Below are 23,515 nucleotides of genomic sequence, written 5' to 3' on the forward strand. Positions count from 1 at the left end.
AAGAAGTTGATAAAAAGTTTATCGTTTTTTGATGAAAGTGTGACGCTAATTTGTCTTATAAAGTTTAAACTATTTAAAAAGTTTAAACTGGAAGGGGAGTGTAAAGTGAAACATATCAAACCGTTGAACTGGAAAGGAAAACAACTGGAAAAACGTATTGATCTCAAAAAAGAGCCGGAAGTGGAAGGGCTGGCTTTGCTGCCGATGGGATGCTCCACGTTGTTTGACCCGGGATGGGAGACGGATTTCTCGGGGATGGTGCTTGATGGCCTTTGCCAGCCGCATTATCGCGATATTTACGGATGTTATGGCGATTGCTGGTGGGCGGCGCAAGTGCCTGATGGTCTTACAAATTATAGCACATACTCTGATGTTTGCCCGGTTGCGGCGAACGATTGGCGAAAATTGCAGTATGTAAAGCCGTAGTGCGAGGGGAGAGGCGATGAAGAAAACAAGCATGCGCGTGATTTTACTGTTACTTGTGGTAGGTTGCCTAGGAATTCTTTTTATTTGGTTTCAAAATCAGTCGGACGTAAAAGAAAGCGCTTCAGTTATGAAGGTTGAAGGCGCCGTCCATGTCAGTAAACAAGTCGAAGCGTCGTGTATGGGCTGCCATGCGGTAGATGAAAACGGAAAGCTGGCACGCATCGAGTACATGCGGAAAACGCCGGAAGGATGGTCGCAAACGATCGCCAGAATGGAACGGATTCACGGGTTGAAGTTGACCGATGAGCAGCGGCGGCAATTGATTCAAGATTTAAGCGCGGAGCGTGGCCTTGCTCCTGAGGAAGCCGAAGCTGTGCAGTATTGGACGGCAAATAAACCATCCTATACGGAATCTGTAAAGAATGAAAATGTACAAAACGCATGTATGACCTGTCATGCGGGTGGGCGTTTCATGGCCCAGCGACGGACCGAAGAAGAATGGAAAAATTTGAAAGATTTCCATCTCGTCATGCTTCCTTCTATTTATTTGAACCATCGTCATATGGACTGGCCGGTGGTGGCGGATGCGGCCATTCGCTATCTTGCTGAGCAATATCCGCTGGAAACAGAAGAGTGGAGGCAGTGGAAAGGAAAAGGTTATGATGTGCAGGGAAAATGGAAAGTCGTCGGATTTAGAGGCACAAAAGGGACATACATTGGGGATAGTGAATTCGTGAAAGACAAAGACGGTTTTGTGGAAACAAAAACCATCCGATATCTTCATGAACCGGGTTCACTTACTATGCGCGGACAGGCGCGCCTGTATACAGGTTATGCGCTAAGGACGCAGTATCAGCAGGACAAAAAGAAGCTCACCGGTACGTTTAATGTGCTGGAAGGTGGAACGGTCATTAAGGGAGATTGGTCTGATGCAAGTGATCCGGGCATTACGGGGGAAGAGATATATTATAAGGTGCAGACGGAAAAGCCGGAGATTATTCATATGGAACCGCAGGCGATCGAGCGGGGAAAAACGCAGGACATTACATTATACGGGATGAATTTGCAGCAACTTACGGCAAAAGATATGCGGCTTCCGGCGGGTGTTTCCGTGCAAAAAATAACGCCCGTATCAAATGAAGAAATAAAAGTCACGGTAGCGGTGGGCAAAAACGTTGCCGAAGGCTCGTTTGCTATCGGATCTGGACAGGTAATCAGCCATAAAAAGCTTACGGTGTATCACCGTGTGGATTATGTCAAGGTGACGCCTTCATACGCCGTTTCGCGGGTAGGAGGGGCTGGACCGATGCATAAAGTAAGCACCCAATTCGTGGCATACGCTTATAGCAATGGCCCGGACAGAAAGAAAGGAACGGCGGATGATATGCAACTGATGCCGGTCAAAGCTAAATGGTCGCTTGCTCCGTATCCGGAAGGAAACAAGGGCGAGGATCTGACTTATATCGGAAAGATAGATCAAAGCGGCTTGTTTACTCCGGGAACGGAAGGAACCAATGCGAAACGGGTGTTTACCGCAGAAAATGTAGGAAGTGCAACCGTTATCGCAAAATATGAAAGCGGTGGAAAAACACTCATCGGAAAAACGCACCTTATCGTAACGGTGCCTGACTACAATAATATTGTAAATTAACGAAAAAAGGGGGGATATTATGGGAACGATGCAGATTCGCAATTATATTGACTTTTTCGTTGATGGACATCATTACTTATTTCATGGTTTAACAGGGAATATTATGGAATTGGATGAGGCGGCCTCTTCATTTCTTTCCTTCGCTAAACAGCATGGGCAACCCATAGGGGATTGTACGGTTCTGGCAGAAGATGTGTATGCCGTTCAAATGCAAAGGGACGAAAAATGGCAGGAAGCCATAAGAGAGCTGGCAAAAATGGAAATCGTGCACGATGAAGGCGCGGAGGGTGAGGGGGTGTTTTCCCGCACCCCTTCTGCTCCCCGCCAAACAGATAATATGCCTGTAAAAACGCTTGTCGTTCATCTGGTCAATGAATGCAATTTGCGGTGTACGTATTGCTATGCAGGAGATGGGGAATACGGTGCCCCGAAAAAATATTTATCCAAAGAAGTAGCCGAGCAGGCTGTTCATTTTCTGATGGAAAACAGTTTTCATGAACAGGAAGTGACCATTGTATTGTTTGGCGGCGAACCTTTTCTAAACTGGGATGTACTACAGCATTTGGTTGAGTACGGCACGGAACAAGCCGAACTCTATGGCAAAAAAATTAGTTATTCGTTGACCACGAACGGGACGCTGCTTTCACCTGAGCGCATTGCGTTTTTAAATAGGTATTCCATAGGGGTGTCGGTCAGCATGGACGGTACGCAAGAAGCGCATGACAAGCATCGTCTCTTCGCTGGAGGACAAGGATCGTATGAGCGAGTGAGCCAAAATGTGGAGCGGCTGGTGGAAGGCCACCGCACCGCTCCGGTTGGTGCGCGGGTGACCGTATCCAGAGGATTTGAGGCGGTGGAAACGTCGCTTTCACATTTGCTGGCCAAAGGGTTTTATGAAGTAGGATTCGCTCCTGTTACCGAAACAGATGCAAACCTGCTATTAAACGGTGAAGAGTTGCGAGAATTGCTCCGGCAATTCGCAGACATTGCCGACTTATATGTGGAGCATGCGGTCAACGGACGTTACCTCGGATTTTCCAACTTAACCAATTTGCTAAAAGAACTCCATATCGGAACAAATAAAGCGTACGGGTGCGGGGCAGGGCTGGGCTTTTTTGCTGTTAGTCCCGACGGGGGACTGTATTTGTGCCATCGTTTTAATGAGGATGAACGTTTTAAAATGGGCGATATTTATTCGGGCATTCAGCGCGAACGTCAACGGGAGATGTTGGAGCAGCTGCATGTAGAGCGGAAAGAATCATGTACGATGTGTGCCCTGAAGCATATTTGCTCAGGAGGCTGTTATTATGAAGCGATGGAGCGGCAGGGGGATTTTCGTCGCCCGAACGCACACTACTGTGAATGGATGCACGAATGGATGGTGATCGGATTGAAAGCATATGTCAAAATTGCCAAGGCAAATCCAGCGTTTCTTGATCGGATTTCCGGCATCGGGAAAGAAGGGTGCGTGAGTCATTCGTGATGAAAAAAGTAATCGCTGTTCTTAGCATATGGTTGACATTGCTTATGTTCAGCTTTTCCGGCGCACATACAACAACAGCTCAGGGGTACACCGAACGGGTATTTGTGACAGGATACGGCGAACTGACGGTGATCGATCCTGCGATTCCGAAAGTTATCGCCAGTGTTAAAGTCAAAGGACCGACCCGGGATTTGAGTTTTACGGAAGATGGGACAAAGGCGTTGTTGCTCGCAAATGGGCGAACGACGTTGTATGTGATTGACACATTGCAAAACAAAGTGATGGATGAAATCAATCTGACAGGAAGAACGGATCAGGGCATGCTGGATCGCCGGGTATGGGGTTCGGCGATATCTCCGGATGGCTCTAAAGCGTATGCGTTTGTGACACAAGGGGAAAAACGAACCAATATTTTCAAGGCGCTTCCAAGCAAAATTATCGAGATCGATTTGCAAACCAAAAAGGTTACGCGCGATTTGGAAGCTCCTTACGGCATTCACGCCATGGTATTTAAAAAGAATGATCCGCACACATTGTTTGTATGGGGATATGATCTTTACACGTTGGATACGAAGCAATGGCAGCTAAAAGAAAAGGAAGGAATCAAAAACGGCAAGGATGGTTCTACGAATGTTTTGCTGCTTTTTCCGCGGGGGGATAACAGCAAGTTTAATTCTTTCCCGACGGTGACCACCTATCCGGATGGAACGGTGAAAGAAGGAATGAGCTGGACTAATTTGGAAACCGGAGAAGTCAAAAAGAAAGACTTTGACAAAGAGCCTGTCGGTATGTTTTCTGCCATTATCGATCCGGACGAACGTTACGGATATTCCATTATGAACCATTGGTATAAAGTAGACGCAAAAACCGGGCATGTGATAAAAGACGTAAAAGCACCTACAGGTACGATTTACGGCATTAACATGAGCACAGATGGAAAGAAGATTTATTTAGGCGGTGGCGGTAATGACTTTATTATCGCGGATACAGATTTGAATGTAGAGAAAATTTTAAAAACACCAACAGACGGAATGGATATTAAAGTAAAGGCGATTCGTAACTAACTGTTTTGTTTACGGTTCATATGGCGGCGCCGCCGATGAAACGGAAGGAAGGTGCATATATCATGAAAGAATTTGCGGTCGCGATCCAATCGCTGCGGGATTTGGAGCTTTCGAGGCAACCGTGGTCGGCTTGCACGCATTTAAATGAAATAGAGAGAAATATGCAGACGATGTTTTTTTCGGTATGGGAGCAAATGTGCGGGGCTAGGCGGCAGCCTGATCGCTTGTACTTTGGATCTGAATTTTGCCAGTATCGCCTTCCTTCTCTCACTGCTGTAAAGCAAGCACTTGCATATAGTCAGGAGCACGGTCTGGCGTTTACGTTTGTCATCCCGTATGTCCATACCGTGAAATTTGAGGCGCTGCCTGAAATTCTTGTTTACTTGCAGACAATGGCTGTAAAGGAAGAGCGGCCGCTTGAAGTTGTAGTTAATGACTGGGGGGTATATCACCATATCCGCAAGCATTTTCCCGTTTTGCGTATTGTGATAGGACGATTGTTAAACAGGACGATTCGGGATCCGCGGGTAGCGGATTATTATGCGGATGAGAACGCGCCAACAGACGCTCGCCGTGTGTTTGCAGGGAGCGGGTTGTTGTCGGAATGGTTTGGACGTTTTTTGCAGGAGGGGAATGTGGCAGGACTTGAGTTTGATGAACTGATTCAGGAACATGCGCTGCTTGAATATTCATCGCCGTACATGCTGTCCTTTCATTTTCCGTTCGGCTGCGTGGCCAGCGGGAGCGCCTGTATGGTGGGATTTATGGAAGCGGAAAAAAAAGATAAGTTTCGCGGTGATCCGAACTGCCGACAGCAATGTCAACGCTATACGTTTGAGCTGAAAAACAGGCACATCCCGGATATGAGGCATCGCATTTTCCAAAAAGGCAACACCGCTTTTTATACCCATAACCGGGATATCGTAAAGCGGGGATTAGCGAACATGGCCAAAGTGGAGAGTGGGAGAGTGGTATACAGCCCGCGGATTCCCGTGTGAAATCCAAAAGATGGAGGAAGGGGACAGACATATGAAAATACTAGCTCCATTAGGCTCGGCGCAGGAAGTGGAAATGCTGGCGGAAAACGGTGCCGAAGAATTTTATTGTGGAATTACTCCGCTGGAATGGATGGAGAAATATTCAGCCGGCGTGTGGATAAATCGGCGGAATCCGTTTGCGGGCGTCCTGTCTTTTCAGGAATTGCGACGTATTGTTGATGTTTCGCATCGGTACGGGATTCCGGTTTATATTACGCTGAACGCCCCATATTACGTAGAGGAACAATACCCGATGTTGCTGGATTTGGTTACGCATTGCGCGGAGAGCATCGGGGTGGATGCTTTCATTGTAAGCGATATTGGTTTCATGATGGCCATCAAGCATCATGTGCCGCGGGCCAATCTTCATGTGAGCAGCCTGGCAGCGCCGCTGAATGTCGGAAGTATCGAACTGTACAGAGAGCTTGGAGCAAGCAGGATTGTACTGCCGCGTACGGTACAGGTAGATGAAGTTTTAAGACTGAAGCAGGCCGCCGGTGAGATCGAGCTCGAAATGTTTATTTTAAACGATGGGTGTGTATATGAAGAAAGTTTTTGCCATACAACCCATAACCGGGTCGGCGCCTTTTGCTCCCAGAGCCAGTGGGAATATATCGGCATACCGACGGACGGCGATCGGATACTGGAACCCGCCGAGGTAGAGATGCTGACAAGACAAGTGCAGGATTACCGTGAGTTTGTCTGGTTTGTGAATGATTGCGGCTGCCAGCTCGCGGAAGACGGGCTTCCCCTCGGCCCGTGCGGTCTGTGCGCGCTTCCCGCTTTGTATCGGGCCGGAGTGGATTCGTTGAAAATTGTCGGAAGGGAAGGCTCTCCTTATCGGAAACTGGCGAGCGTACAGCTGGTAAAAGCGGTAGTAGACCGCGTGCGGGCGCAGGAAGAAGCGGAAGACGTGCAGCGCTTTGCCAAAAAGGTGAGAAACCAGCCTTCTTTCTGCGAGTCAGGGCTGATGTGCTACTACAGATAGGAGGTGCAGGATGCCGCAAAAGCTGTCCGCTTTTATTGTTCCATATTGGAAATCGCTGTTGTTGATGTTATGGCTGAATATGATCGCCACCGTCTTATTGGCGTTGCAGCCAATGATAGGAAAGTTTATCGTTGACCGGGTGTTTATCCAGCGCGCGTATCCGTTTTCGCTTGCGCTGGCGTGGGGGATCGGGTGTATTTTGCTAATGTATGTCTTTTTCCTGGCGACGAAGTATTATCATCTGCGCGTTCATTTGCATATGGCAGCAAACATAAGAGGCGCATTGTATGAGCGGCTGTTGAGTACGACTTTATGCGCTTTTTCCAAAAAAAGAGCGGGAGATGCCATTTCCCGGTTGAATGAAGATGCGGGAGAAGCGCAGCGTATGTATACCGATTGGATATTGCAGACGGTGATTGTCAGCCTGAATGTTGTTTTGGAAGTTGGTTTCCTGCTTTATCTTGACTGGTCGATGGCGCTGTGCTGTTTTTTGCTCTTGCCCGTTTTGCTGGTCGGCTTACAAAAATTTCGCCATTTATTGTATATGGAGAATTTACAGTTGCGCAAGCTGTCCGCCGGCAATCAAAGCTTTTTATTCGATACGCTGTCTTCGCTGCGCTTTATCCAGGCCGGAAGTTTGGAAATGTGGTGCGCCGAAAAATACAGGAACGAGTTGCAAACGATAAACCGCCAACATATGAAGCTTACGTTTTTTTCCGGTTGCGCGCAGGGCATTCCACAGTTGGTGATTTTGCTTTCGACCATCGGTACGGTCAGTGTACTGGGGGGAAAAGTGCTGGCGGGCGAGACGACTCTTGGCGCGTTGCTGGCGTTTAGCGCATACCAGGCGAAATTTTTCAGTTCTGTTCAGGGGTTTGCCCAATTGTACATTCGTTTTCAAAAAGGAAAAGCCGCGATCGTGCGGGTTCAGGAGCTTCTGAATTTGCCTGTGCAAGAAGATGGGACGCAAGTCATGCCTGAATTTCGCTCCGTTTTAGAGTTTCGCCGGGTGCGTTTTCGCCATGAAGAGGAACGCGATATTTTACAAGAGATTACTTGTTCCGTAAAAAAAGGAGAGAAGGTAGCGATTGTCGGGCCGAACGGGGCTGGAAAAAGCACGCTTGCTGATTTGCTGGCGCGACTGTATACTCCGGTGTCCGGCGCGATTTATTGCGACGGTATCGATATCCGAACCTTTACGCGCGACTCCTGGAATCGTCGCGTATGTCTTGTCACACATGACACGCCGGTATGGCATGAAACGGTAGTCGATTATTTGCAAATGGGCGCATATTCGTTTTCACAACAAGAAATCAAGCAGGCGCTTGTGGCGGTAGGATTATGGCAGGAAATCATGGAGATGCCGGAGGGACTGAATAGCAAATTAGGAGAACGCGGCAGGGCATTGTCGACGGGACAGAAGCAGCGTCTGGCGCTGGCCCGGGCATTTTTGCGAGACCCCGATATTTTTATTTTCGATGAGGCGATGTGCCATCTTGACGAGAAGATGGAACAGGACATTGTTTCATTTATTCGCCGGCATTTATGGCACAAGACGGTGTTGATGATTACCCATCGTATGCAACATATTGGATGGGCGGATCGGATTTGGTTCATGGAGGATGGGGGTTTGCTTGAACGTGTTCATTCGTCTATAGGGGGGAATGAGAATGCGGCGTTGGAAAGGCGACATGGCTAAACAGGTTTGGGGAAGAGGCGAAAACATACGTATTGCCCAGATTGACAGCGGAGTGAACGCGCATCATTCCCATATCGGAAAGGTCGCCGGTGGTCTTGCGTTCCATGTGTCGGACGAAGGGATGATCCGAATATCGGATGCTTATCACGATCGGCTAGGACATGGAACGGCGGTGGCTGGTGTGTTGTACGAACATGTACCGGATGCTGAGATTTGGGCGGTCAAAATTTTTCACGAGACACTGAGCGCGCACATTGAGGTACTATGTGCCGCGATCGAATGGTGTATCGACGCGCGAATGCATATCATTAACTTGAGTCTTGGTGTCCGCCGCGATGTTAAGGAGTTGCGGGATGTGTGCGAGAAAGCAGAGCGGGCGGGAATCGTGATTGTTTCCGCTTGTGATAAAGGGCGGGGATTGTTGTGGCCCGGTTATTATCCGTCTGTATTCGCGGTGCAAGCAAGTGAAGATTGCCGGGCCGATGAGTTTTATTATCATGCAGATGAGCCGGTGTCATTTTCCGCTCTTGGACTTCCCAAGCGTCTGGAAGGACCCCTGCAAAAATTTAATTTGCAGGGGCATAGCTTCGCTGCCGCTCATATGACCGGATTTATCGCCAAGTGGATGGAAAAGTATGCGCTTCGTTCGTCACGGGAGATTAAGAAACTATTAACGTTTGATTTTTCTCTAATAGGGTAGCCTGCCTCATTTTTTTCGCCAACTATAAAGCAAAAATCCTCGAATTCTACTATTGTCTGCCGGATTCGGGGATTTTGTCTATGAGAACGTACAAAGATAAACGGTTTTATCTTTTACAAAAGAAAGGAAGCTGAGCACACAAACCAGCCCAATGATCGAGCTGGTTTGTGTGCATGTTATGAATCCCATACCCAGGTGAACCATCCAAATAAATAAGAGGAAAATGTAATAACCAATACGGCCAAAAAGAGAAAAGTACAATACAGATAGTCCAGGTTCGCCACGATCGGCGTATGATAATACGTCCGCTTGCGGGAACCGTTGAATCCTCTTGCTTCCATTGCCACAGCCACCCGTTCTGCTTTACGGATGCCTTGCGCGAATAAAGGTAGCGTATAGCGTGCAAAAGCCTTCAGCTTTCCCTGCGTATGAAAACCGCGGATTTTATGCGCGGCTTTCATTTGTTTCAGCTCGCTTTCAAATAGCGGAATGAACCGCATCCCTGCCATCAGTCCGTATCCCCATTTTGGAGAAAGTTTGTACTGTTGAATTAGGCTCATGACAAGTTGCGTTGTATCGGTCGTGGATGTAAATAGTAGACCGTATGTTACGAAACCGAGCATTCGGAACGCGATGACCAAACCATGATAGACGCCCTCTTCCGTGATCCGAAACCAGGCGAACTGCCACAGTACTGCCTCGCCTTTGCCGAAAGCAGCCAGCATCCAGAATACGAGAACAAAGAAGCCGAGATATGGCAGGATGCGTCGTTTTATATACTGCCATGTCCAGCCTCCGAGCGCGACACCGATGATAAGCGAAAGTAGCCAGAGTAAGGCAGATGTACCTGGATCGCCGATGGTCATTAGAAACATCATAATTAGAAGATGTGCGGTTAGCTTAACGGATGGATTCACGCGCGTAAGAAACGAGCCCGAATCGTGTGTCATCTTTTATCCTCCTTTCCCATTCGTACGGCAGCGGACGAATCAGGCCGGGAAGGGGAAGCTGAGAAGAAAACAACTCGTACGGTGTACCGTCGAATTGTATGGTTCCATTGTCAAGCAACAGCACCCGATCCGCATACTGATCTACCAGATCCATATCATGGGTAACCATGATAATCGATGTACCCTGTTCCTTGCGTTGTTGGAGGCGGGAAAGAAGCTGCGCACACGTGCCTGCATCCTGACCAAACGTAGGCTCGTCCAGCAATAGTACTTTTTGGTCAAACAAAAGCATAGTAGCCACGCTTAACCGGCGCTTTTGTCCCTGGCTTAATGTAAATGGATGTTTTTCGCTGAACGGTTCAAGCGCAAACTCCTGAAGCAACCGTATCGTTTTCTCATGCAGCGCTGTTTCATTCCAGCCCCTTACTTTCCCGCCGAATGCTACTTCGTCATATACCCGATCGGTTACAAACTGCAACTCTGGATTTTGAAAAACAAAGCCGACTTGTTCGAACAATGCCTTAGTTGGCCATTTTTTTAGCGACCGGCCTGCAAACAGAATGTCGCCCTGCTTCCATTTTTCCAAGCCAACCAACACTTTGAGCAATGTGCTCTTTCCGGCCCCATTTTTTCCGACGATGGCCACCCATTCCCCCGCATGCAGCGAGAAGTTGATGGAAGTGAGCACTTGTTTTTTTCCATAGGAAATCGACAGATCATGCACCGTATAAACCGGTTCATTCGTTCTCAGAGAGGAAGTTGTATGCTTCGCCTTGCTTCGCTGGAGTTGGGACGACCACTCTGTTTGTAAAGGGTGGGAAGGGTCGGCGCATACTTCTTCCATTGTATGAGGAAAGAGGCGCGGCTTCCAAATTCCGGCCTCTTCCATTTCTTTCCCATATAAGGACAGCACGTCCTCTGGCGTACCTTCGCCGATAAGGCGGCCGCCAGCATCGAACAGAACGACGCGATCCATCCAGTCAATTAATCCGTCCAGCACGTGTTCAACAAATACCATTGTAACGTCGCTATCGGAAAAAGATCGCAATAACTCGAAAATCTCCTGTCTTCCTTGCGGATCGAGCTGGGCGGTTGGTTCGTCGAAAAATAACGTGTCCGCGTCCAAAGCGAGCAGGCAGGCGAGCGCGAGCCGCTGTTTCATTCCGCCAGATAGCGTGGCGATGGGAGTATCTTTCGGCAAAGATAGCCCAGCTTGTGCCATCGCCTTTTCGATGAGTGAATCCATCTGGTTCCGGGGCACACAGCGGTTTTCCAAACTAAATGCGATTTCGTCTCCGACCGTTAGCATGCAAAACTGTGCGTCAGGGTCCTGAAACATGATGCCAATTCTGTCCGGACGGACGATTTCGCCTGTTATTTCCGCCTCGATAGAGCCAGGAATAAGGCCGGCCAGCGCGGCAAGAAGCGTCGACTTGCCGCAACCGCTCGGTCCGAGGAAGAGAACTTTTTCTCCCTTCTCAATGGAGAGGGTAACATCCTTTAACGTAAAAAAGCGAGAATCAAAGAATCGGACGGAGACATCCTTACACGCCAGATGCGGAGTCATACGGGTCACCACCGTGGTGTCTGCGTTGTTTCATCATTTCATAGGAAGAAAGAATGCCGGTTTTTGCGAGCGATTCGGCAATGATCTTTGCAAGCAGGCCTCCGAGAATGGCACCGCTTATGACGCGGAGGCCGAATGTGGCGAGCAGCACACCGGTTGTATAATAGGCAAACCCGTTAGCCAGTAAGCTATATACCATGCTTCCGATCGCGGCCAATACCCCGGACAGCATTAACACAGGCACCGAATATTTTTTATAACGGAACATGAAAAACGCGATTTCGGCGCCAAGCCCCTGCAGGATGCCGATAAGCAGGGAAGAGAGGCCGAAGTGGCTGCCGGTGAACACTTCAACAGCAGCTGCGGCCACTTCGGCGATGAGTGCGGCTCCCGGTTTGCGTACGATAAAAGCGACAAGAGGGCTGGCCACGACCCATACGCCGAACATAAATTCCGCACCGACCGGGCCTACCAGCGCCGAGATGGGCAACCAGAGGGTGGACCAGCCAAGATATAATACACCACAGGCGATCGAGAGAACGACGGCCAGCACAATTTCACGCATCTTCCAGTTCATCGGCGCGCTGCCTCCCCGATTTTCACCGGCCATGCTTCTTCCGTGTATGCCATTTCCCAAAACGCGTATTCCAGTTGACAACTGGTCAGGAAATGCTGTTTCATTTTTTCTTTTTCTTTATCGGATGCATTCAATGCCCATTCATCAAGTCGTGCTCGAAATTTGTCGGTTACGGTCATTTCAACTGACTTGCCGTAAAACGTAATCCATTCGTAGAATGGATGGGAAGAGTCTGGATTTACTTCGCGCATCAGTTTTTGCCCGATTTCTAAGTATGTCCACGGGCAGGGAAGCAGCACGGCCAAAATTTCGCCGAGCGTCCCCTCATGCGCTACCGTGAGCATATGACGGATGTAGTGGCTGGCCGTTGGCGCAAGTGGATACCCTTGCAAATCTTCGTAACGCACGCCAGCGACGCGGCAGAGATTGTTGTGCGGATGCGCTTCTCCGTGCAGTACGACAGGAAGCTGGTCGCAGAACATCTGCATATCTTCGCGCGATTCGCATTTGGAAATGGCGATACCATAAATTCTGGCAAACGCGTTCAAATATTCAAAGTCTTGTTTAACGTAATGAATGAGCGCTTCTTTTTTGAGATCGCCGTTTGCTAGTCCTTGTACGAACGGGTGCTGGAAAATCGCTTCAAAAATCGGATCGGCCGCCTCGCGTAATTGTTGTGTAAATGACATAATCATTCCTCCCTGAACAATATGAAAAATGTAGAAAGCCCAACTGTGGACGCCATTTCTCGACTAAAAAAGCCGCCCTGGTAGCAGAGCGGCACGCGAGACAAAGACAGACAAACCGGAAGGCATATTCCGGCTTATGATTCGTCGCTGCCACTTCCCTACGCTGGTATTATCCAGATCAGGTTCAAAGGGATCAAGGAAAACCTTATCTCAGCCGTAAACGGCACCCCTAGTGGACATTCTTTTCTTATGAAATTACTCGTAGCATAACAGGTTATTCATTATCTGTCAATGCTTTCTTTACGTGTAATCCTTATTCCGGTTTTTTGTTCCATTACTTCTCACAGGTTGCCAAACATTCCGTTTGCTCTGATTGCTGAATCTGTTTTCGGTGGCGTAAAATGTTATATGCTACAGTACCTGCCCAAATGAAGGTGAAAAAAAGATAAATCAAATTTTGAACATGATTGGAACTTATACCAAAGGTTTCGAATAATGTTTTGAGGTTGGTAATCATGATGAGTCCCCCGACTAATACTCCAAGAATAGCAGATGGAATCTTGCGGACTAGCCAAGCAGCGATTGGAGCAGCTACCACCCCTCCAATCATCAATGCGAATACCCATCCCAAATGGAATTGCTCCAAGCCTAATGATATGAGGAAGCCAAGAGTAGCAGAAGAGGCGATAACAAATTCACTGGTGTCTACAGAACCGATTACTTTGCGAGGTTCAAGTTCATTGCGTGACAGCAAGACAGGCGTAGCAAGAGGCCCCCAGCCACCTCCTCCTGTAGAATCAGCAAATCCCGCAATGAAGCCGAGCGGAACCAGTAATTTTTTACTTGGAGTGCGATTAGTTTGAGCGGCGGGAATCTTCTTAACCCCGGCGAGCAAAAATCGAAAGAGAACATAAACACCCAGAGAAAACAAGAAAATCGCGATATAAGGCTTAACCATATTTCCAGGCAAGTTACTTAAAAAGCAAGCACCGATGAACGCACCAAGGGAGCCAGGAAGAATAAGGCGATAAACGGTTCGCTTATCCACGTTGCCAAAACGAATGTGGGAAACACCTGAAGCGGCAGTAGTGACCACTTCGGCCATGTGAACAGAAGCAGATGCAACCGCAGGGGAAATGCCGAATAGAAGTAACAATGAACTGGAAGTGACTCCATATGCCATCCCTAATGAGCCATCCACTAACTGGGCAAAAAATCCAATGATGGCAAAAATGATAAGTCGTTGCATAAAGCTCCTCCTTTAAATAAACGTAATTTATCTATGAAGTGTTCACATTTTTTTATCCTTCATCATTTCGTGCGTATTATATGATGATGAAATAGAAGGGGGTTCCTGTTGGATAACCATGTTATTTTTTGTCCAAGATACAGAACCAAGAAACAAGGTCTTTTGATGGGTTGATGAAAGGCCGCATATTAAAACACGATTCTTTTTCTAATCAACGGGACGAAGGATGGTGTTTTTTTGTTTTGGAGATACCTGAAGTTTTTACTTTGGCGGGCAGCAAATGATAGCATCTCTTACAGTAAAAGTGATAGCCCAGATGAGCTATCTTAATCTGTGAAGGACTAAGTTATTATAAAAATGGATACTTAAGATTAACGTTAAAAGGAGAATACGCTTTATGTCTTATCGTCTTTTACAAGTACTTGCCGTTGTTTTGCCTACGTTGCTGATAGGTGGATTTGAATATATACGTCATGAATTTCTTTTGGAGTATTTATCTATGGAAACGGGAAATCTATATATCACAATTCTTACATTTATTCTTTCCCTTTTATTTTCTGTATGGATGTTTCGTATTATTCGTGCAACAAATGAACGATTAGCACAGGAACAAGCGAAAAGGGCTGTGTATGAGGAAAGAGAAAGGCTCGCTTCTGAACTTCATGATGGAATTGCGCAAACTCTTTTCTTTCTCAATATTAAGCTCAAGCAAGGACACATTGCTGAGGCAATGCATGCTGTCTCAATGATCGATAATCATGTGCGACAGGCGATTTTTAATCTGCGTTCTTTACCTGAGGAGGGAGATGTACTTACCTCTCGACTGGCAAAGTGGCTTTCGGAGTGGAGTGCGTTAACAGGAATTGATGTAAAGGAAGACATTGAGCTTCCTCATAAATTATTTACGCCAAAAGAAGAAATACAGCTTTTTGCTATTATTCAAGAAGCATTTGCTAATATTCGGAAGCACTCTGGAGCTTCTCATGTAATCATTGAATTTAAAGGGGGAGATGGGGGATGGCAATTGAAAATTATCGATGATGGGTGTGGGTTTGATAGCGCTGCAATATCTGTAAAGAACTATGGTGTTTTCATGATGAAGGAACGAGCAGAACAGCTAGGAGCAAGCTTTCGTCTCTTTAAGCGAGAGACGCGGGGAACAGAACTAATTGTGACAAAGGAGAAGTAAAAAATGAAGCAATATCGAGTAGTTATTGCAGATGATCATCCGCTAGCACGAGCAGGCATCCGCAGTGTATTGGAGAGCGACGAAGTCTTTTTTATTGTTGGAGAAGCTGCCGACGGACAGGAAGCTCTTAAGCTTTGTGGTGAGCTTCAGCCTCATTTACTTTTGCTCGATATTAATATGCCGCGGTTAAATGGGCTGGAAGTGGTTCGGAAGATCAGAATGGCTTATCCAAGAATCCATGTTGTCATGCTGACGGTTTCGGATGATGTAAAGGATTTGTTTACGGCTATTCAATTCGGTGCACAGGGGTATTTATTGAAGAATATGGAGCCGGATGATTGGATACAATACCTTCATGCTTTGCTTGGAGAGGATGTAGAAGTATCGAGAGAAATAGCCAATCGATTGTTATATCGTTTTCGTACAAAGAAGACATCTAATGAACCGGATCCGGGTTCTTTGACGCCGAGAGAACGTGAAATCCTTTCTTGGGTAGCGGCAGGTGAGACGAATAAACAAATAGCGAATCGTCTTATGATTGCGGAAAATACGGTAAAAAATCACATAAAAAATTTGTTAGAAAAGCTTCATCTTGATAATCGTGTACAGCTGGCTGCTTATGCTGTTCGGCATGGGTTGACAGTAGAATAAGTAAAGAACGGCATAAAAGGTAACGTTGAAAAATCATAGAAGATGAGTGCAAAGATGACTCATTCGAGCCATTTTTCTGTTCTTATTACAGGTTTAAAATAGAAGAGGTGTCAATTACGACTGGATGTTTATAGGCAGGTGAACGAATTGTCCCATAAACTGATAAAAGGTCTAATTTTTATATGTATCTTTTCTTTTCTCTCCAATCAAGAAGGGAGTGCAAATGAGCAGGGTTCCCCAGATAATCTCCAAAACCTGATCAGACTTGCAAAACCTGGTGAGACATTGCTGATACAGGCTGGAGACTATAAGGGCCCCATCATTATTGACAAGCCTCTTCATCTTAAAGTAGTAAATGGTAAGGTTCGCATTCGAAATGAAAGCAAGCAGCCTGCTATTCAAATAAAAGCAGATCACAGTCGTCTTACCGGAATAGAGATTGTTGATTCTTTATCTAAAGAATCGGCGGCGATTGTTATAACAGGAAATGATAATATCCTGGAAAATCTAGCGATACAAACAAAATCTTCTGGAATTCAATTGAGCAATGCTAGCCATAATACGATTCGAGAAACACGGATTATTTGGTTGGAACAAAAGGATGAACCACCCGCTAAAATGTCGCAAAAAGGAAACGGCATTGACTTATGGAAATCCCATCAAAACAACATCATAGAAAATACGGTTGTGAACCTGCATGATGGTATTTATCTCGAAAATAGTAATTTGAATCAAGTGGAAAGCAATCGTATTGATTACTCACGATATGGCATTCATTGTATGTACACAAACGGTACGATCATTCGTCATAATGTAGGCTCCTATAATGTAACAGGGGCCATGATTATGGGGGCAAAAAACACCCAGGTAATTGGAAACACATTTTATAAACAGAGTGAAAATGTTAATTCCCAAGGATTGCTTTTGTATGATGTGCAAACGTCTATTATTGAGCGAAATAGATTGGAAGGGAACCGCGTTGGCATGTATGTTGAGCAATCTCAAAACAACGATCTGAGGAATAACGTGATTCATCAAAATTTTATTGGTTTGCAGCTTAAAAATGCTCAGCAGAATACATGCCACAGCAACCTGTTTTATGCGAATGTCATTCAGGCTGAAGGAATTGATAGTCGCAACAATCAACTAAAAGAGAATTACTGGGACAATTTTCAAGGAATTGATATGGCGAATACAGGTCATAGCAGTATTCCTTATGCGATAAACCCTTTCTTTCAAAAGCTGACAGAAGCGGTTCCTGCCTATCAGTTATTTTTCCAATCTCCAGGAATGTTTTTTTTAGAAAGTATGTTTATGACAAATCAGGATTCCTGGACAAAAGATACTTCACCATTGATAAGACCACCTTTGACTACTGATATACACCGTTCTTTACAATCGAAAAACACTTTATGGATGGGCGTGTTTTTGTTTGTAGCATCTATTAGCACAATTTTCTATTTGGGGGTAAGAAGAATATGAAGAAAAAAGGGCTTATTATGGCATCAGTATTGTCCATCGCTTTATTATCAGGCTGTGGAACCAAAGAGTATCATCCTGTAAGCATTGAGGAGAATGTGGATAAATGTTCAGTTTGTAATATGCAAGTAGCGGACAATCAACATTCGACCGAAATCATTCTTAAAGATGGAAAAGCCTTGAAATTTGACGATATTGGTTGCCTGAATGAGTGGGAGAAGAAAAACGGAACAGAACAAGTAGGAGCCGAATATGTCCGGGACTATAATACAAAAGAATGGGTTCCTCTTAAAGAAGCCTCTTTTATTTACGATAAAACGTTCAAAACACCGATGGGATATGGAATTTATTCATTTAAGGACAAGGGAGCAGCACAAACGTTTTTGAATGGGCAAGGAAAAGGAAAGCTAATGAACGCGAATGACTTACACTCTCATACATGGGAGCGCAACATGGATATGATGCACAAAATGAAGCACGGCCATTCCGACAGTATGAAGATGGATAAGAAAGGCGCGGATTCATAAGATGCATACGAATGCGATTGCGCTCAGAGAAATTAAAATGGGATTTCGTAATCCATGGGCCTATTCGTTTATGGCTCTTTTCTCTTTTTTTAGCTTTACGTTGCTCCTCATTAACACACAAAATTTCATTGAAGGTTACTCAAGTACAACCGGAACGATGCTAAATCTTATTTTATACTTGCTACCGCTTATGACACTGCTGCTTGGTTCCTTTTCTCTAACCGGAGAAAAGGAAGAAGGAAGCTGGCAGCTCCTGTCTACGTATCCAATGAGTACAGCTTCCTTTATTAATGGAAAATACATAGGCTTAACGATTGTTTTGCTGGTTATTATTAGTTTTGGATATGGATTAATAGGCATAATTGGCGCTTTGATTGGAAAATCGTTTGCTTTTCCTGTTTATATACTGTTTTTTGTTTTTTCAATGCTGCTTATTTTTTTGTTTCTAGCGCTTGCTCTTATCGTTGGTACGCTGGCTAAAAACCGCTGGCAAGCTTTAACCTTTTGTGTAGGTATTTGGTTTTTTACCATTATCGGATGGCCAATGATTCTTATTTCCTTTTTAGGATTGCTTCCGTATCTTTGGATTAAGCCAGCACTTGTATGTTTAACTTTAATGAATCCTGCAGAACTTGTTCGCTTATTTGTTATCGTGAAATTGGGAGGGGGTTCTGTTCTTGGCCCGGAGTATTATCAATGGGTTGAATGGATCAATCATCCCAGTGGAATACTTGTTTTTCTGTGGGCATGTGTGATGTGGGTTGGATTTTCAATATATTTGGCTGTTGTGCTTTGGGAGAGGGGACGCTTACGTGACTGAACCTGTGCTGCAAGTGCAAGATGTTTATAAGATGATTGAGAACCAGACCATTGTCCAGTCTATAAATATGACGTTGTTTCCAGGGCAAGTGATTGCTTTATGTGGAGGTAACGGAGCGGGGAAAAGCACGATCATACGCATGATTGTAGGATTGTCGCAGCCTTCAAAAGGCAGCATTTTTGTAAAGGGGATACAATGGAAGCAGGAACGTGAACGTTATGCGCAATATATTGGATATATGCCGGATGATTATCAATTTGGCAATGCCCTTTCGGCGATAGAGACATTGACTTTTTGGGCGAAATTACGAGGGGTTGAGAGAGGACAGATCTTAGAAACATTAGAATGGGTCGGATTAGAAGAGGTAAAAAACCAACCTGTTTCTGCTTTTTCAAAAGGAATGCGGCAGCGTCTATTGTTCGCCCAGGCATTATTGTCCCGCCCGCCACTGCTTGTGTTGGATGAGCCAACAAACGGACTTGATCCGTATTGGATGGATTCGTTTGTTCGTCTTGTCAAAGGGATTAAGGAAAAAGGGCATGCCGTGCTTTTTTCAACTCATCAGCTTCATGTTGCTGAGGCGATTGCAGATCGGGTTATATTTCTACGAAATGGGAAGATCATTCAGGAAGGTACGATAGAAGAGTTTCGGAAAAGATATGGCGCCCTTGGATTACATGCGGCTTTTTCCGAGCTGTTCAGCGGTCAAGAAAAATGATTGGTCTGCTTGATTATGATTGGGAAAAAGAAGATACAAAAGCTACACCGATGTCCGATAAGCTGATCCAAAATAATGTATAATAATACGAAGGTGATAAACCTGGCGGATATTCTAAAATTAAGCCAGGATAACATCTTAGAGCACCATATCTGCTGTGCAATGTCTGACAAGAAAACTCAGAACGGAGTCATGTTAAAAAATAGTTGAGGTGCAGGTTTGAAGAAAGAAGCTTGATGCCAGAGGGAAAGTATTTATCGAATATTTACCTGCCGAAAATGCTTGGGTTCCCATTTTTAACGGAAATTTTTTAACATAACACGCGAGAAGTCCCCTTCCTCCACGCCTCCGGCGTAGGTGGGAGATGAATCGTGCTTCTTTTTCCCTTCTATTCGTTGTACACTGGGAATGTACGTTCGTAGTGAGAAAGAAGGTGATTCGAATGATTCGAACCGCAAAAGTCGCTTTTACCGCATCCCGCTCCACCATGAAAAATGAGCAAGTGCCAGAAATACAACCGCCAGTGGAAGCGGTACAACCGAGCCAAACAATATCTTCTTTCTAAAAGTAAACGCCAGTTACAGGATGCCTTGCATAAAACGACGAAACAGTTTGTCGAATGGGTGGTCGCCCAGCAAGTGAACGAAGTCTACCTTGGAGATGTCGAAGGTGTCCAGCGAAAGAAGAAAAAGAAACGTTCTCGCTGCCACAATCAGCGAATGAGCCAGTGGCAGGTTGGGAAAGTAAAGAAGTACCTAACGTACAAACTGAAGGCGGAAGGCATCATGCTCCACAAGCGCGAGGAACGCTATACATCGCAAACCTGTCCGGTTTGCGGGGCGAAAAAGAACGTGCGTGGTGCGGCTATACCCAACATCGGGACATTCACGGTGCGGCGAATCTACTGTCCAAAGTGTTGTATGAAAACCGGATTCAGTCCTTGCCGTTTGAAATTCAGAAACCCACGTATCTACGGATCGCCTAAGCGAGAAGTAGTAGATGGTTTGTTCCGACCCACGCCCGTAAGGGTGTGTTGCTGAATGATTCCCCTCGCAGACGGCACGTGTCTGTGAGATCAGCGACAACCCGCTGATCGCCTGTTCTATCGAGGTGGATCGTTCAAAAACCCCCACTTCAACCTATGGTAAGTGGGGGAGGTTCATGTAACTAGAACTATTACAGTTTTTTACTTTCCTTTCTAAAAAAAGCAGATGAGTATTCAAATGTACTATGCCATATTAAAAAATAAAGTCGTTTATAATTCGTTCCAATACCAGTGCTGTGACCTTCATCCATCCGTTTTTCAACTTCAGATGCTCTTCTTTCGGACATAAAAACACCCCTTTGGCTAATTATATAAATTTGCTTCTTAAAAAAAGAAAAACCACTTTATTATCTCTCTTGACTCATATGCTACATCCATATAACGCTCTCTATATCAAATGAGCTGAATGTTCTGCTCTGATAAATTCGAGAAAATTATTACAACATCACAATTTGCTAACGTAAATAGTAAACACATTTTTTATATTTCTTCTTTCTCCCTTTATTTTGGAAAAATCAATAAAAAACTTAATACGTAAAATAAGACTGATGATAAAGTTAAACATCATCAGCCTGACAGCCCTAACAATTTTTCTTTTTTATATTTTCCATAGCTACTTAATGCTTACTTCTCAATTACGCTTTGTTTCTTGTCATCTACGTATTCCAAAATGCCAGGCATCTTTTCTCCATTCCACTCCATCATGAGCTCAGTATCTTCAATTGTTATACTAACAAATTCTCTTTCCGCACCTAAATAATTTCCCGCATAGTCTCTCCAACGATGTCTCCACCATCAGGAAAACCAGCGGTATGGCTCAGCAACATACAGAGTGTAATACTGCGAGTATCCTCTTTATTCTGTAAAGTAAACTCATGTATATACGTATGAATGGGTACATTTAAATCCAAAATGCCCTCTTGCACAAGCCGCATAATTAACGTTGCTGTTAAACTTTTGCTAACCGATCCGATGCGAAATAGCGTAAGGAATTCAATAATAATTATTCCTGTTATGAAAACTTTGATAATACAGCCGCCTTTTACCACTTATTTAAGTTCCGGTCATAAACCGGTTAACTGAATCAGCAAATTCCCCACTGGATTACTTATTCTTTTTTAGCATTTTATCTTGCTTGAATTTATCCATAAAGTTATCTTCTCAATTTTAAATTTACTACTTTTACAAAAGGCACTTTTTTAAGCTATTCAAACATATCCAATTTTCGTTTTTCTTCTAAAAGGCGTTGAAACTCCATTTCCAGTTCTTCACATGGTTCGGTGCTTAGCCGACTTAGTACTTCTGATATTTTTGTTTCAAGTATGAGCCGTTTATCTTCCCCAATATTTCGCTTTTTTTGGTGCTCATAATGTTTATATTGTTTATAAGTTCCTTCAAACAGTTCAATCTCTCTATTATGAATAGCCAAAATTCGTGTAGCGATGTTTTCGATTAGTCGGCGGTCATGAGAGACAAAGATTACGGTTCCTTCATATTCTTTTAAGAGCGATTCCAATGCGCTAGCAGCTTCAATATCGAGAAAATTCGTCGGTTCATCCAAAATTAACGTATTAATATTGCTCAAAAATAATTTTGCAAGCGCTACTTTTACTCGCTCACCTCCACTCAAAACCCCTACAACTTTATGAACATCGTCTCTAAAGAAATGCAGCCTTGCAAGTACCGTTCGAATGAATGTTTCATCCTGTTTTGAAGTGGAGCTGACATTCTCTAAAATCGACTTTTCAACATCTACTATATTTAAGTTTTGACTGAAGTAGCCCATTTTCACAGATGGAGAAATCGTGATACCTTTATCTTGATTGATGATTTTTTTCACAAGAGTCGTTTTTCCACTGCCATTCCGCCCGATAATCGCTAGTTTATCGCCACCACGAACATGAAAGCTTACTTTGTTCCAAAGAATACGTTCGCCAATGGCACCTGTAACACCTTGTACACGAAGAATAATTCGATCTTTAAACGTGTCTTCATTAGGTATATTCATTTTAAGTGGAGGAGTCTCTTTAACTTTTTCTACTTTTTCTAACTTTTCTAGCCGTGTTTCAATCGCTTTTGCTGTTTTTTGCAACTTTTTTTGTTTTTTAGCAAAGTATGGTTTGGCACCCGTTATTTTTGCTTCTGATTTGCTTACCTTTTTCGGAGCTTTTGTTGCTCTTTCAGCTTTTTTTTCTTTTAATTTCAATGCTTCTTCTAACTGTTTTTTCTTCATCTCATATTTTTCATAAGCTATTTTCTTTTGACGATACTCCACTTCTTTTTGCTCTGCATAATCGCTGTAGTTGCCTTTATACTCGTTTACCTGTCCTTCATTAATTTCCCATATGGTTGTGCAAAGGGCATCCAGAAATGCTCGATCATGAGATACAATGACGAAAGCTCCTTTCCATTGAATCAGTTTCTTTTCCAGCCATTCAATATGCTCTGTATCAAGATTTGTGGTTGGTTCGTCTGCAAATAAGATTTCTGGAGCCTTAACGATGGCATCATTAATATATGCCTGTGTTACTTCTCCACCGCTTTTAGTTGTATCTGTTCTTTTTAGCTGTGGCAAAAGTTCACAGTGAACATGACGAATTACCGTCCCATTTTCTGGGGGTAATTTTCCAGCCAATATGTTCAATAATGTTGTTTTTCCACTGCCATTACGGCCAACTAATCCAATCCGATCATTTTTATGAATTTGTAATTGGTTAACATCTAGCAATAAACGATCCTTTACATAGTGCTTTATATTAAGTGCTTCTAATAGAATCATATCATCATCCCCGTTTTTTCCATTTTTTCAGGGACAAAAAATGCCCCCTATCTACATTCAGAATAGGAGGCATAGGTATAGGTGGACATCAAAAAGAGACTACTCCTTTTGGTTTCAACTATAGAAATCCAATCCTATTCTGAAAACTCCGATTGAAGACATCAAAAATAAGGCAGAGACATTCATCTGCTAAAAAATGCCTTCAGTTAATGGTTTTCATAAATAGG

23 protein-coding genes and 1 riboswitch are annotated in these 23,515 nt (G+C 44.6%); of the genes, 15 read left to right on the top strand and 8 right to left on the bottom strand.

From position 1 onward, the window contains the following. The first annotated feature begins 105 nt into the window (after nt 1-105). The 8 genes from qhpC to qhpE are packed head-to-tail and all read left to right on the top strand — an operon-like array spanning nt 106 to nt 9,048. Nucleotides 106-426, top strand: coding sequence for a quinohemoprotein amine dehydrogenase subunit gamma (gene qhpC, locus ACH33_RS09145; RefSeq protein WP_057900312.1), 321 nt, complete (start codon nt 106-108; stop codon nt 424-426). Between the two features lie 16 nt (nt 427-442). Then, nucleotides 443-2,077 carry a quinohemoprotein amine dehydrogenase subunit alpha gene (gene peaA, locus ACH33_RS09150; protein ID WP_057898744.1) on the top strand — a complete coding sequence of 545 codons (1,635 nt, stop codon included), beginning with the start codon at nt 443-445 and terminating at the stop codon, nt 2,075-2,077. A 19-nt stretch (nt 2,078-2,096) separates the two neighbouring features. Next, nucleotides 2,097-3,560 (top strand): radical SAM/SPASM domain-containing protein, encoded by a 1,464-nt coding sequence (locus tag ACH33_RS09155; RefSeq protein WP_091260011.1) that lies wholly within the window; start codon nt 2,097-2,099, stop codon nt 3,558-3,560. Next, complete coding sequence (locus ACH33_RS09160; RefSeq protein ID WP_057898745.1) at nt 3,560-4,624, top strand: YncE family protein; 1,065 nt, start codon at nt 3,560-3,562, stop codon at nt 4,622-4,624. Before ACH33_RS09155 ends, ACH33_RS09160 begins: the two co-directional genes overlap by 1 nt. A gap of 35 nt (nt 4,625-4,659) precedes the next feature. After that, nucleotides 4,660-5,622, top strand: a complete 963-nt coding sequence (locus ACH33_RS09165) for a hypothetical protein (protein ID WP_156424032.1) — start codon at nt 4,660-4,662, stop codon at nt 5,620-5,622. A 31-nt stretch (nt 5,623-5,653) separates the two neighbouring features. Then, nucleotides 5,654-6,649, top strand: a complete 996-nt coding sequence (locus ACH33_RS09170; RefSeq protein ID WP_057898747.1) for a peptidase U32 family protein — start codon at nt 5,654-5,656, stop codon at nt 6,647-6,649. 10 nt (nt 6,650-6,659) lie between these two features. Next, on the top strand, nt 6,660-8,348 hold the full coding sequence (locus ACH33_RS09175) for an ABC transporter ATP-binding protein (RefSeq protein ID WP_057898748.1): 1,689 nt from the start codon (nt 6,660-6,662) through the stop codon (nt 8,346-8,348). After that, nucleotides 8,320-9,048, top strand: a complete 729-nt coding sequence (qhpE, locus tag ACH33_RS09180; RefSeq protein ID WP_057898749.1) for a subtilisin-like serine protease QhpE — start codon at nt 8,320-8,322, stop codon at nt 9,046-9,048. Before ACH33_RS09175 ends, qhpE begins: the two co-directional genes overlap by 29 nt. 176 nt (nt 9,049-9,224) lie before the next feature. Here the strand turns inward: qhpE and ACH33_RS09185 are convergent, their stop codons facing one another. From ACH33_RS09185 to ACH33_RS09205, 5 genes are all read right to left on the bottom strand, one after another. Then, nucleotides 9,225-9,998, bottom strand: coding sequence for an energy-coupling factor transporter transmembrane component T family protein (locus ACH33_RS09185; RefSeq protein WP_057898750.1), 774 nt, complete (start codon nt 9,996-9,998; stop codon nt 9,225-9,227). Further along, nucleotides 9,949-11,565, bottom strand: coding sequence for an ABC transporter ATP-binding protein (locus tag ACH33_RS09190; RefSeq protein WP_057898751.1), 1,617 nt, complete (start codon nt 11,563-11,565; stop codon nt 9,949-9,951). Before ACH33_RS09190 ends, ACH33_RS09185 begins: the two co-directional genes overlap by 50 nt. Further along, nucleotides 11,543-12,142 carry an ECF transporter S component gene (locus ACH33_RS09195; RefSeq protein WP_057898752.1) on the bottom strand — a complete coding sequence of 200 codons (600 nt, stop codon included), beginning with the start codon at nt 12,140-12,142 and terminating at the stop codon, nt 11,543-11,545. The genes ACH33_RS09190 and ACH33_RS09195 overlap by 23 nt, the downstream gene beginning before the upstream one ends. After that, nucleotides 12,139-12,831, bottom strand: a complete 693-nt coding sequence (tenA, locus tag ACH33_RS09200) for a thiaminase II (RefSeq protein WP_057898753.1) — start codon at nt 12,829-12,831, stop codon at nt 12,139-12,141. The genes ACH33_RS09195 and tenA overlap by 4 nt, the downstream gene beginning before the upstream one ends. Before the next feature lie 138 nt (nt 12,832-12,969). Beyond that, nucleotides 12,970-13,072: riboswitch (TPP riboswitch) on the bottom strand. A gap of 93 nt (nt 13,073-13,165) precedes the next feature. After that, nucleotides 13,166-14,080: a sulfite exporter TauE/SafE family protein gene (locus ACH33_RS09205; protein WP_057898754.1), complete on the bottom strand. Its 915-nt coding sequence runs from the start codon at nt 14,078-14,080 to the stop codon at nt 13,166-13,168. Between the two features lie 397 nt (nt 14,081-14,477). On the opposite strand from ACH33_RS09205, the gene ACH33_RS09210 reads away from it, so the two are divergent. From ACH33_RS09210 to ACH33_RS09240, 7 genes are all read left to right on the top strand, one after another. Continuing rightward, nucleotides 14,478-15,269 (top strand): sensor histidine kinase, encoded by a 792-nt coding sequence (locus ACH33_RS09210; RefSeq protein ID WP_057898755.1) that lies wholly within the window; start codon nt 14,478-14,480, stop codon nt 15,267-15,269. 3 nt (nt 15,270-15,272) lie between these two features. Beyond that, nucleotides 15,273-15,920, top strand: a complete 648-nt coding sequence (locus ACH33_RS09215; RefSeq protein ID WP_057898756.1) for a response regulator — start codon at nt 15,273-15,275, stop codon at nt 15,918-15,920. Nucleotides 15,921-16,058: 138 nt separating this feature from the next. Further along, the gene (locus ACH33_RS09220) at nt 16,059-17,402 is read left to right on the top strand and encodes a right-handed parallel beta-helix repeat-containing protein (protein ID WP_162265018.1); all 1,344 of its coding nucleotides are present in this window, start codon (nt 16,059-16,061) and stop codon (nt 17,400-17,402) included. Beyond that, entirely contained in the window at nt 17,399-17,926 is a 528-nt protein-coding gene (locus ACH33_RS09225; protein WP_057898758.1) for a nitrous oxide reductase accessory protein NosL, read from the top strand. The genes ACH33_RS09220 and ACH33_RS09225 overlap by 4 nt, the downstream gene beginning before the upstream one ends. Before the next feature lies 1 nt (nt 17,927). Next, nucleotides 17,928-18,746 (top strand): ABC transporter permease, encoded by an 819-nt coding sequence (locus ACH33_RS09230; protein ID WP_057898759.1) that lies wholly within the window; start codon nt 17,928-17,930, stop codon nt 18,744-18,746. Next, complete coding sequence (locus ACH33_RS09235) at nt 18,739-19,464, top strand: ABC transporter ATP-binding protein (RefSeq protein WP_057898760.1); 726 nt, start codon at nt 18,739-18,741, stop codon at nt 19,462-19,464. The genes ACH33_RS09230 and ACH33_RS09235 overlap by 8 nt, the downstream gene beginning before the upstream one ends. A 494-nt stretch (nt 19,465-19,958) precedes the next feature. Continuing rightward, nucleotides 19,959-20,504 (top strand): IS200/IS605 family accessory protein TnpB-related protein, encoded by a 546-nt coding sequence (locus ACH33_RS09240; RefSeq protein WP_082705969.1) that lies wholly within the window; start codon nt 19,959-19,961, stop codon nt 20,502-20,504. A 136-nt stretch (nt 20,505-20,640) separates the two neighbouring features. On the opposite strand, the gene ACH33_RS19215 is transcribed toward ACH33_RS09240, so the two are convergent. From ACH33_RS19215 to ACH33_RS09250, 3 genes are all read right to left on the bottom strand, one after another. Then, a complete protein-coding gene (locus ACH33_RS19215; RefSeq protein WP_156424033.1) occupies nt 20,641-20,796 on the bottom strand; it encodes a hypothetical protein in 156 nt (51 codons plus the stop codon). Nucleotides 20,797-21,261: 465 nt separating this feature from the next. Next, nucleotides 21,262-21,558 (bottom strand): serine hydrolase domain-containing protein, encoded by a 297-nt coding sequence (locus ACH33_RS09245; protein ID WP_057898762.1) that lies wholly within the window; start codon nt 21,556-21,558, stop codon nt 21,262-21,264. Nucleotides 21,559-21,713: 155 nt separating this feature from the next. Then, entirely contained in the window at nt 21,714-23,288 is a 1,575-nt protein-coding gene (locus tag ACH33_RS09250) for a Vga family ABC-F type ribosomal protection protein (RefSeq protein ID WP_057898763.1), read from the bottom strand. Between the last annotated feature and the right edge of the window lie 227 nt (nt 23,289-23,515).

The sequence above is a fragment of the Aneurinibacillus sp. XH2 genome (genome assembly GCF_001439585.2).
GTDB classification, from domain to species: Bacteria; Bacillota; Bacilli; order Aneurinibacillales; family Aneurinibacillaceae; genus Aneurinibacillus; species Aneurinibacillus thermoaerophilus.

Coding starts and splice junctions, on each gene's coding strand:
- peaA (WP_057898744.1), top strand. CDS start 443: ATGAAGAAAACAAGCATGCGCGTGATTTTACTGTTACTTGTGGTAGGT.
- ACH33_RS09155 (WP_091260011.1), top strand. CDS start 2,097: ATGGGAACGATGCAGATTCGCAATTATATTGACTTTTTCGTTGATGGA.
- ACH33_RS09160 (WP_057898745.1), top strand. CDS start 3,560: ATGAAAAAAGTAATCGCTGTTCTTAGCATATGGTTGACATTGCTTATG.
- ACH33_RS09165 (WP_156424032.1), top strand. CDS start 4,660: ATGAAACGGAAGGAAGGTGCATATATCATGAAAGAATTTGCGGTCGCG.
- ACH33_RS09170 (WP_057898747.1), top strand. CDS start 5,654: ATGAAAATACTAGCTCCATTAGGCTCGGCGCAGGAAGTGGAAATGCTG.
- ACH33_RS09175 (WP_057898748.1), top strand. CDS start 6,660: ATGCCGCAAAAGCTGTCCGCTTTTATTGTTCCATATTGGAAATCGCTG.
- qhpE (WP_057898749.1), top strand. CDS start 8,320: ATGCGGCGTTGGAAAGGCGACATGGCTAAACAGGTTTGGGGAAGAGGC.
- ACH33_RS09185 (WP_057898750.1), bottom strand. CDS start 9,998: ATGACACACGATTCGGGCTCGTTTCTTACGCGCGTGAATCCATCCGTT.
- ACH33_RS09190 (WP_057898751.1), bottom strand. CDS start 11,565: ATGACTCCGCATCTGGCGTGTAAGGATGTCTCCGTCCGATTCTTTGAT.
- ACH33_RS09195 (WP_057898752.1), bottom strand. CDS start 12,142: ATGAACTGGAAGATGCGTGAAATTGTGCTGGCCGTCGTTCTCTCGATC.
- tenA (WP_057898753.1), bottom strand. CDS start 12,831: ATGTCATTTACACAACAATTACGCGAGGCGGCCGATCCGATTTTTGAA.
- ACH33_RS09205 (WP_057898754.1), bottom strand. CDS start 14,080: ATGCAACGACTTATCATTTTTGCCATCATTGGATTTTTTGCCCAGTTA.
- ACH33_RS09210 (WP_057898755.1), top strand. CDS start 14,478: ATGTCTTATCGTCTTTTACAAGTACTTGCCGTTGTTTTGCCTACGTTG.
- ACH33_RS09215 (WP_057898756.1), top strand. CDS start 15,273: ATGAAGCAATATCGAGTAGTTATTGCAGATGATCATCCGCTAGCACGA.
- ACH33_RS09225 (WP_057898758.1), top strand. CDS start 17,399: ATGAAGAAAAAAGGGCTTATTATGGCATCAGTATTGTCCATCGCTTTA.
- ACH33_RS09230 (WP_057898759.1), top strand. CDS start 17,928: ATGCATACGAATGCGATTGCGCTCAGAGAAATTAAAATGGGATTTCGT.
- ACH33_RS09240 (WP_082705969.1), top strand. CDS start 19,959: ATGAGCAAGTGCCAGAAATACAACCGCCAGTGGAAGCGGTACAACCGA.
- ACH33_RS19215 (WP_156424033.1), bottom strand. CDS start 20,796: ATGTCCGAAAGAAGAGCATCTGAAGTTGAAAAACGGATGGATGAAGGT.
- ACH33_RS09250 (WP_057898763.1), bottom strand. CDS start 23,288: ATGATTCTATTAGAAGCACTTAATATAAAGCACTATGTAAAGGATCGT.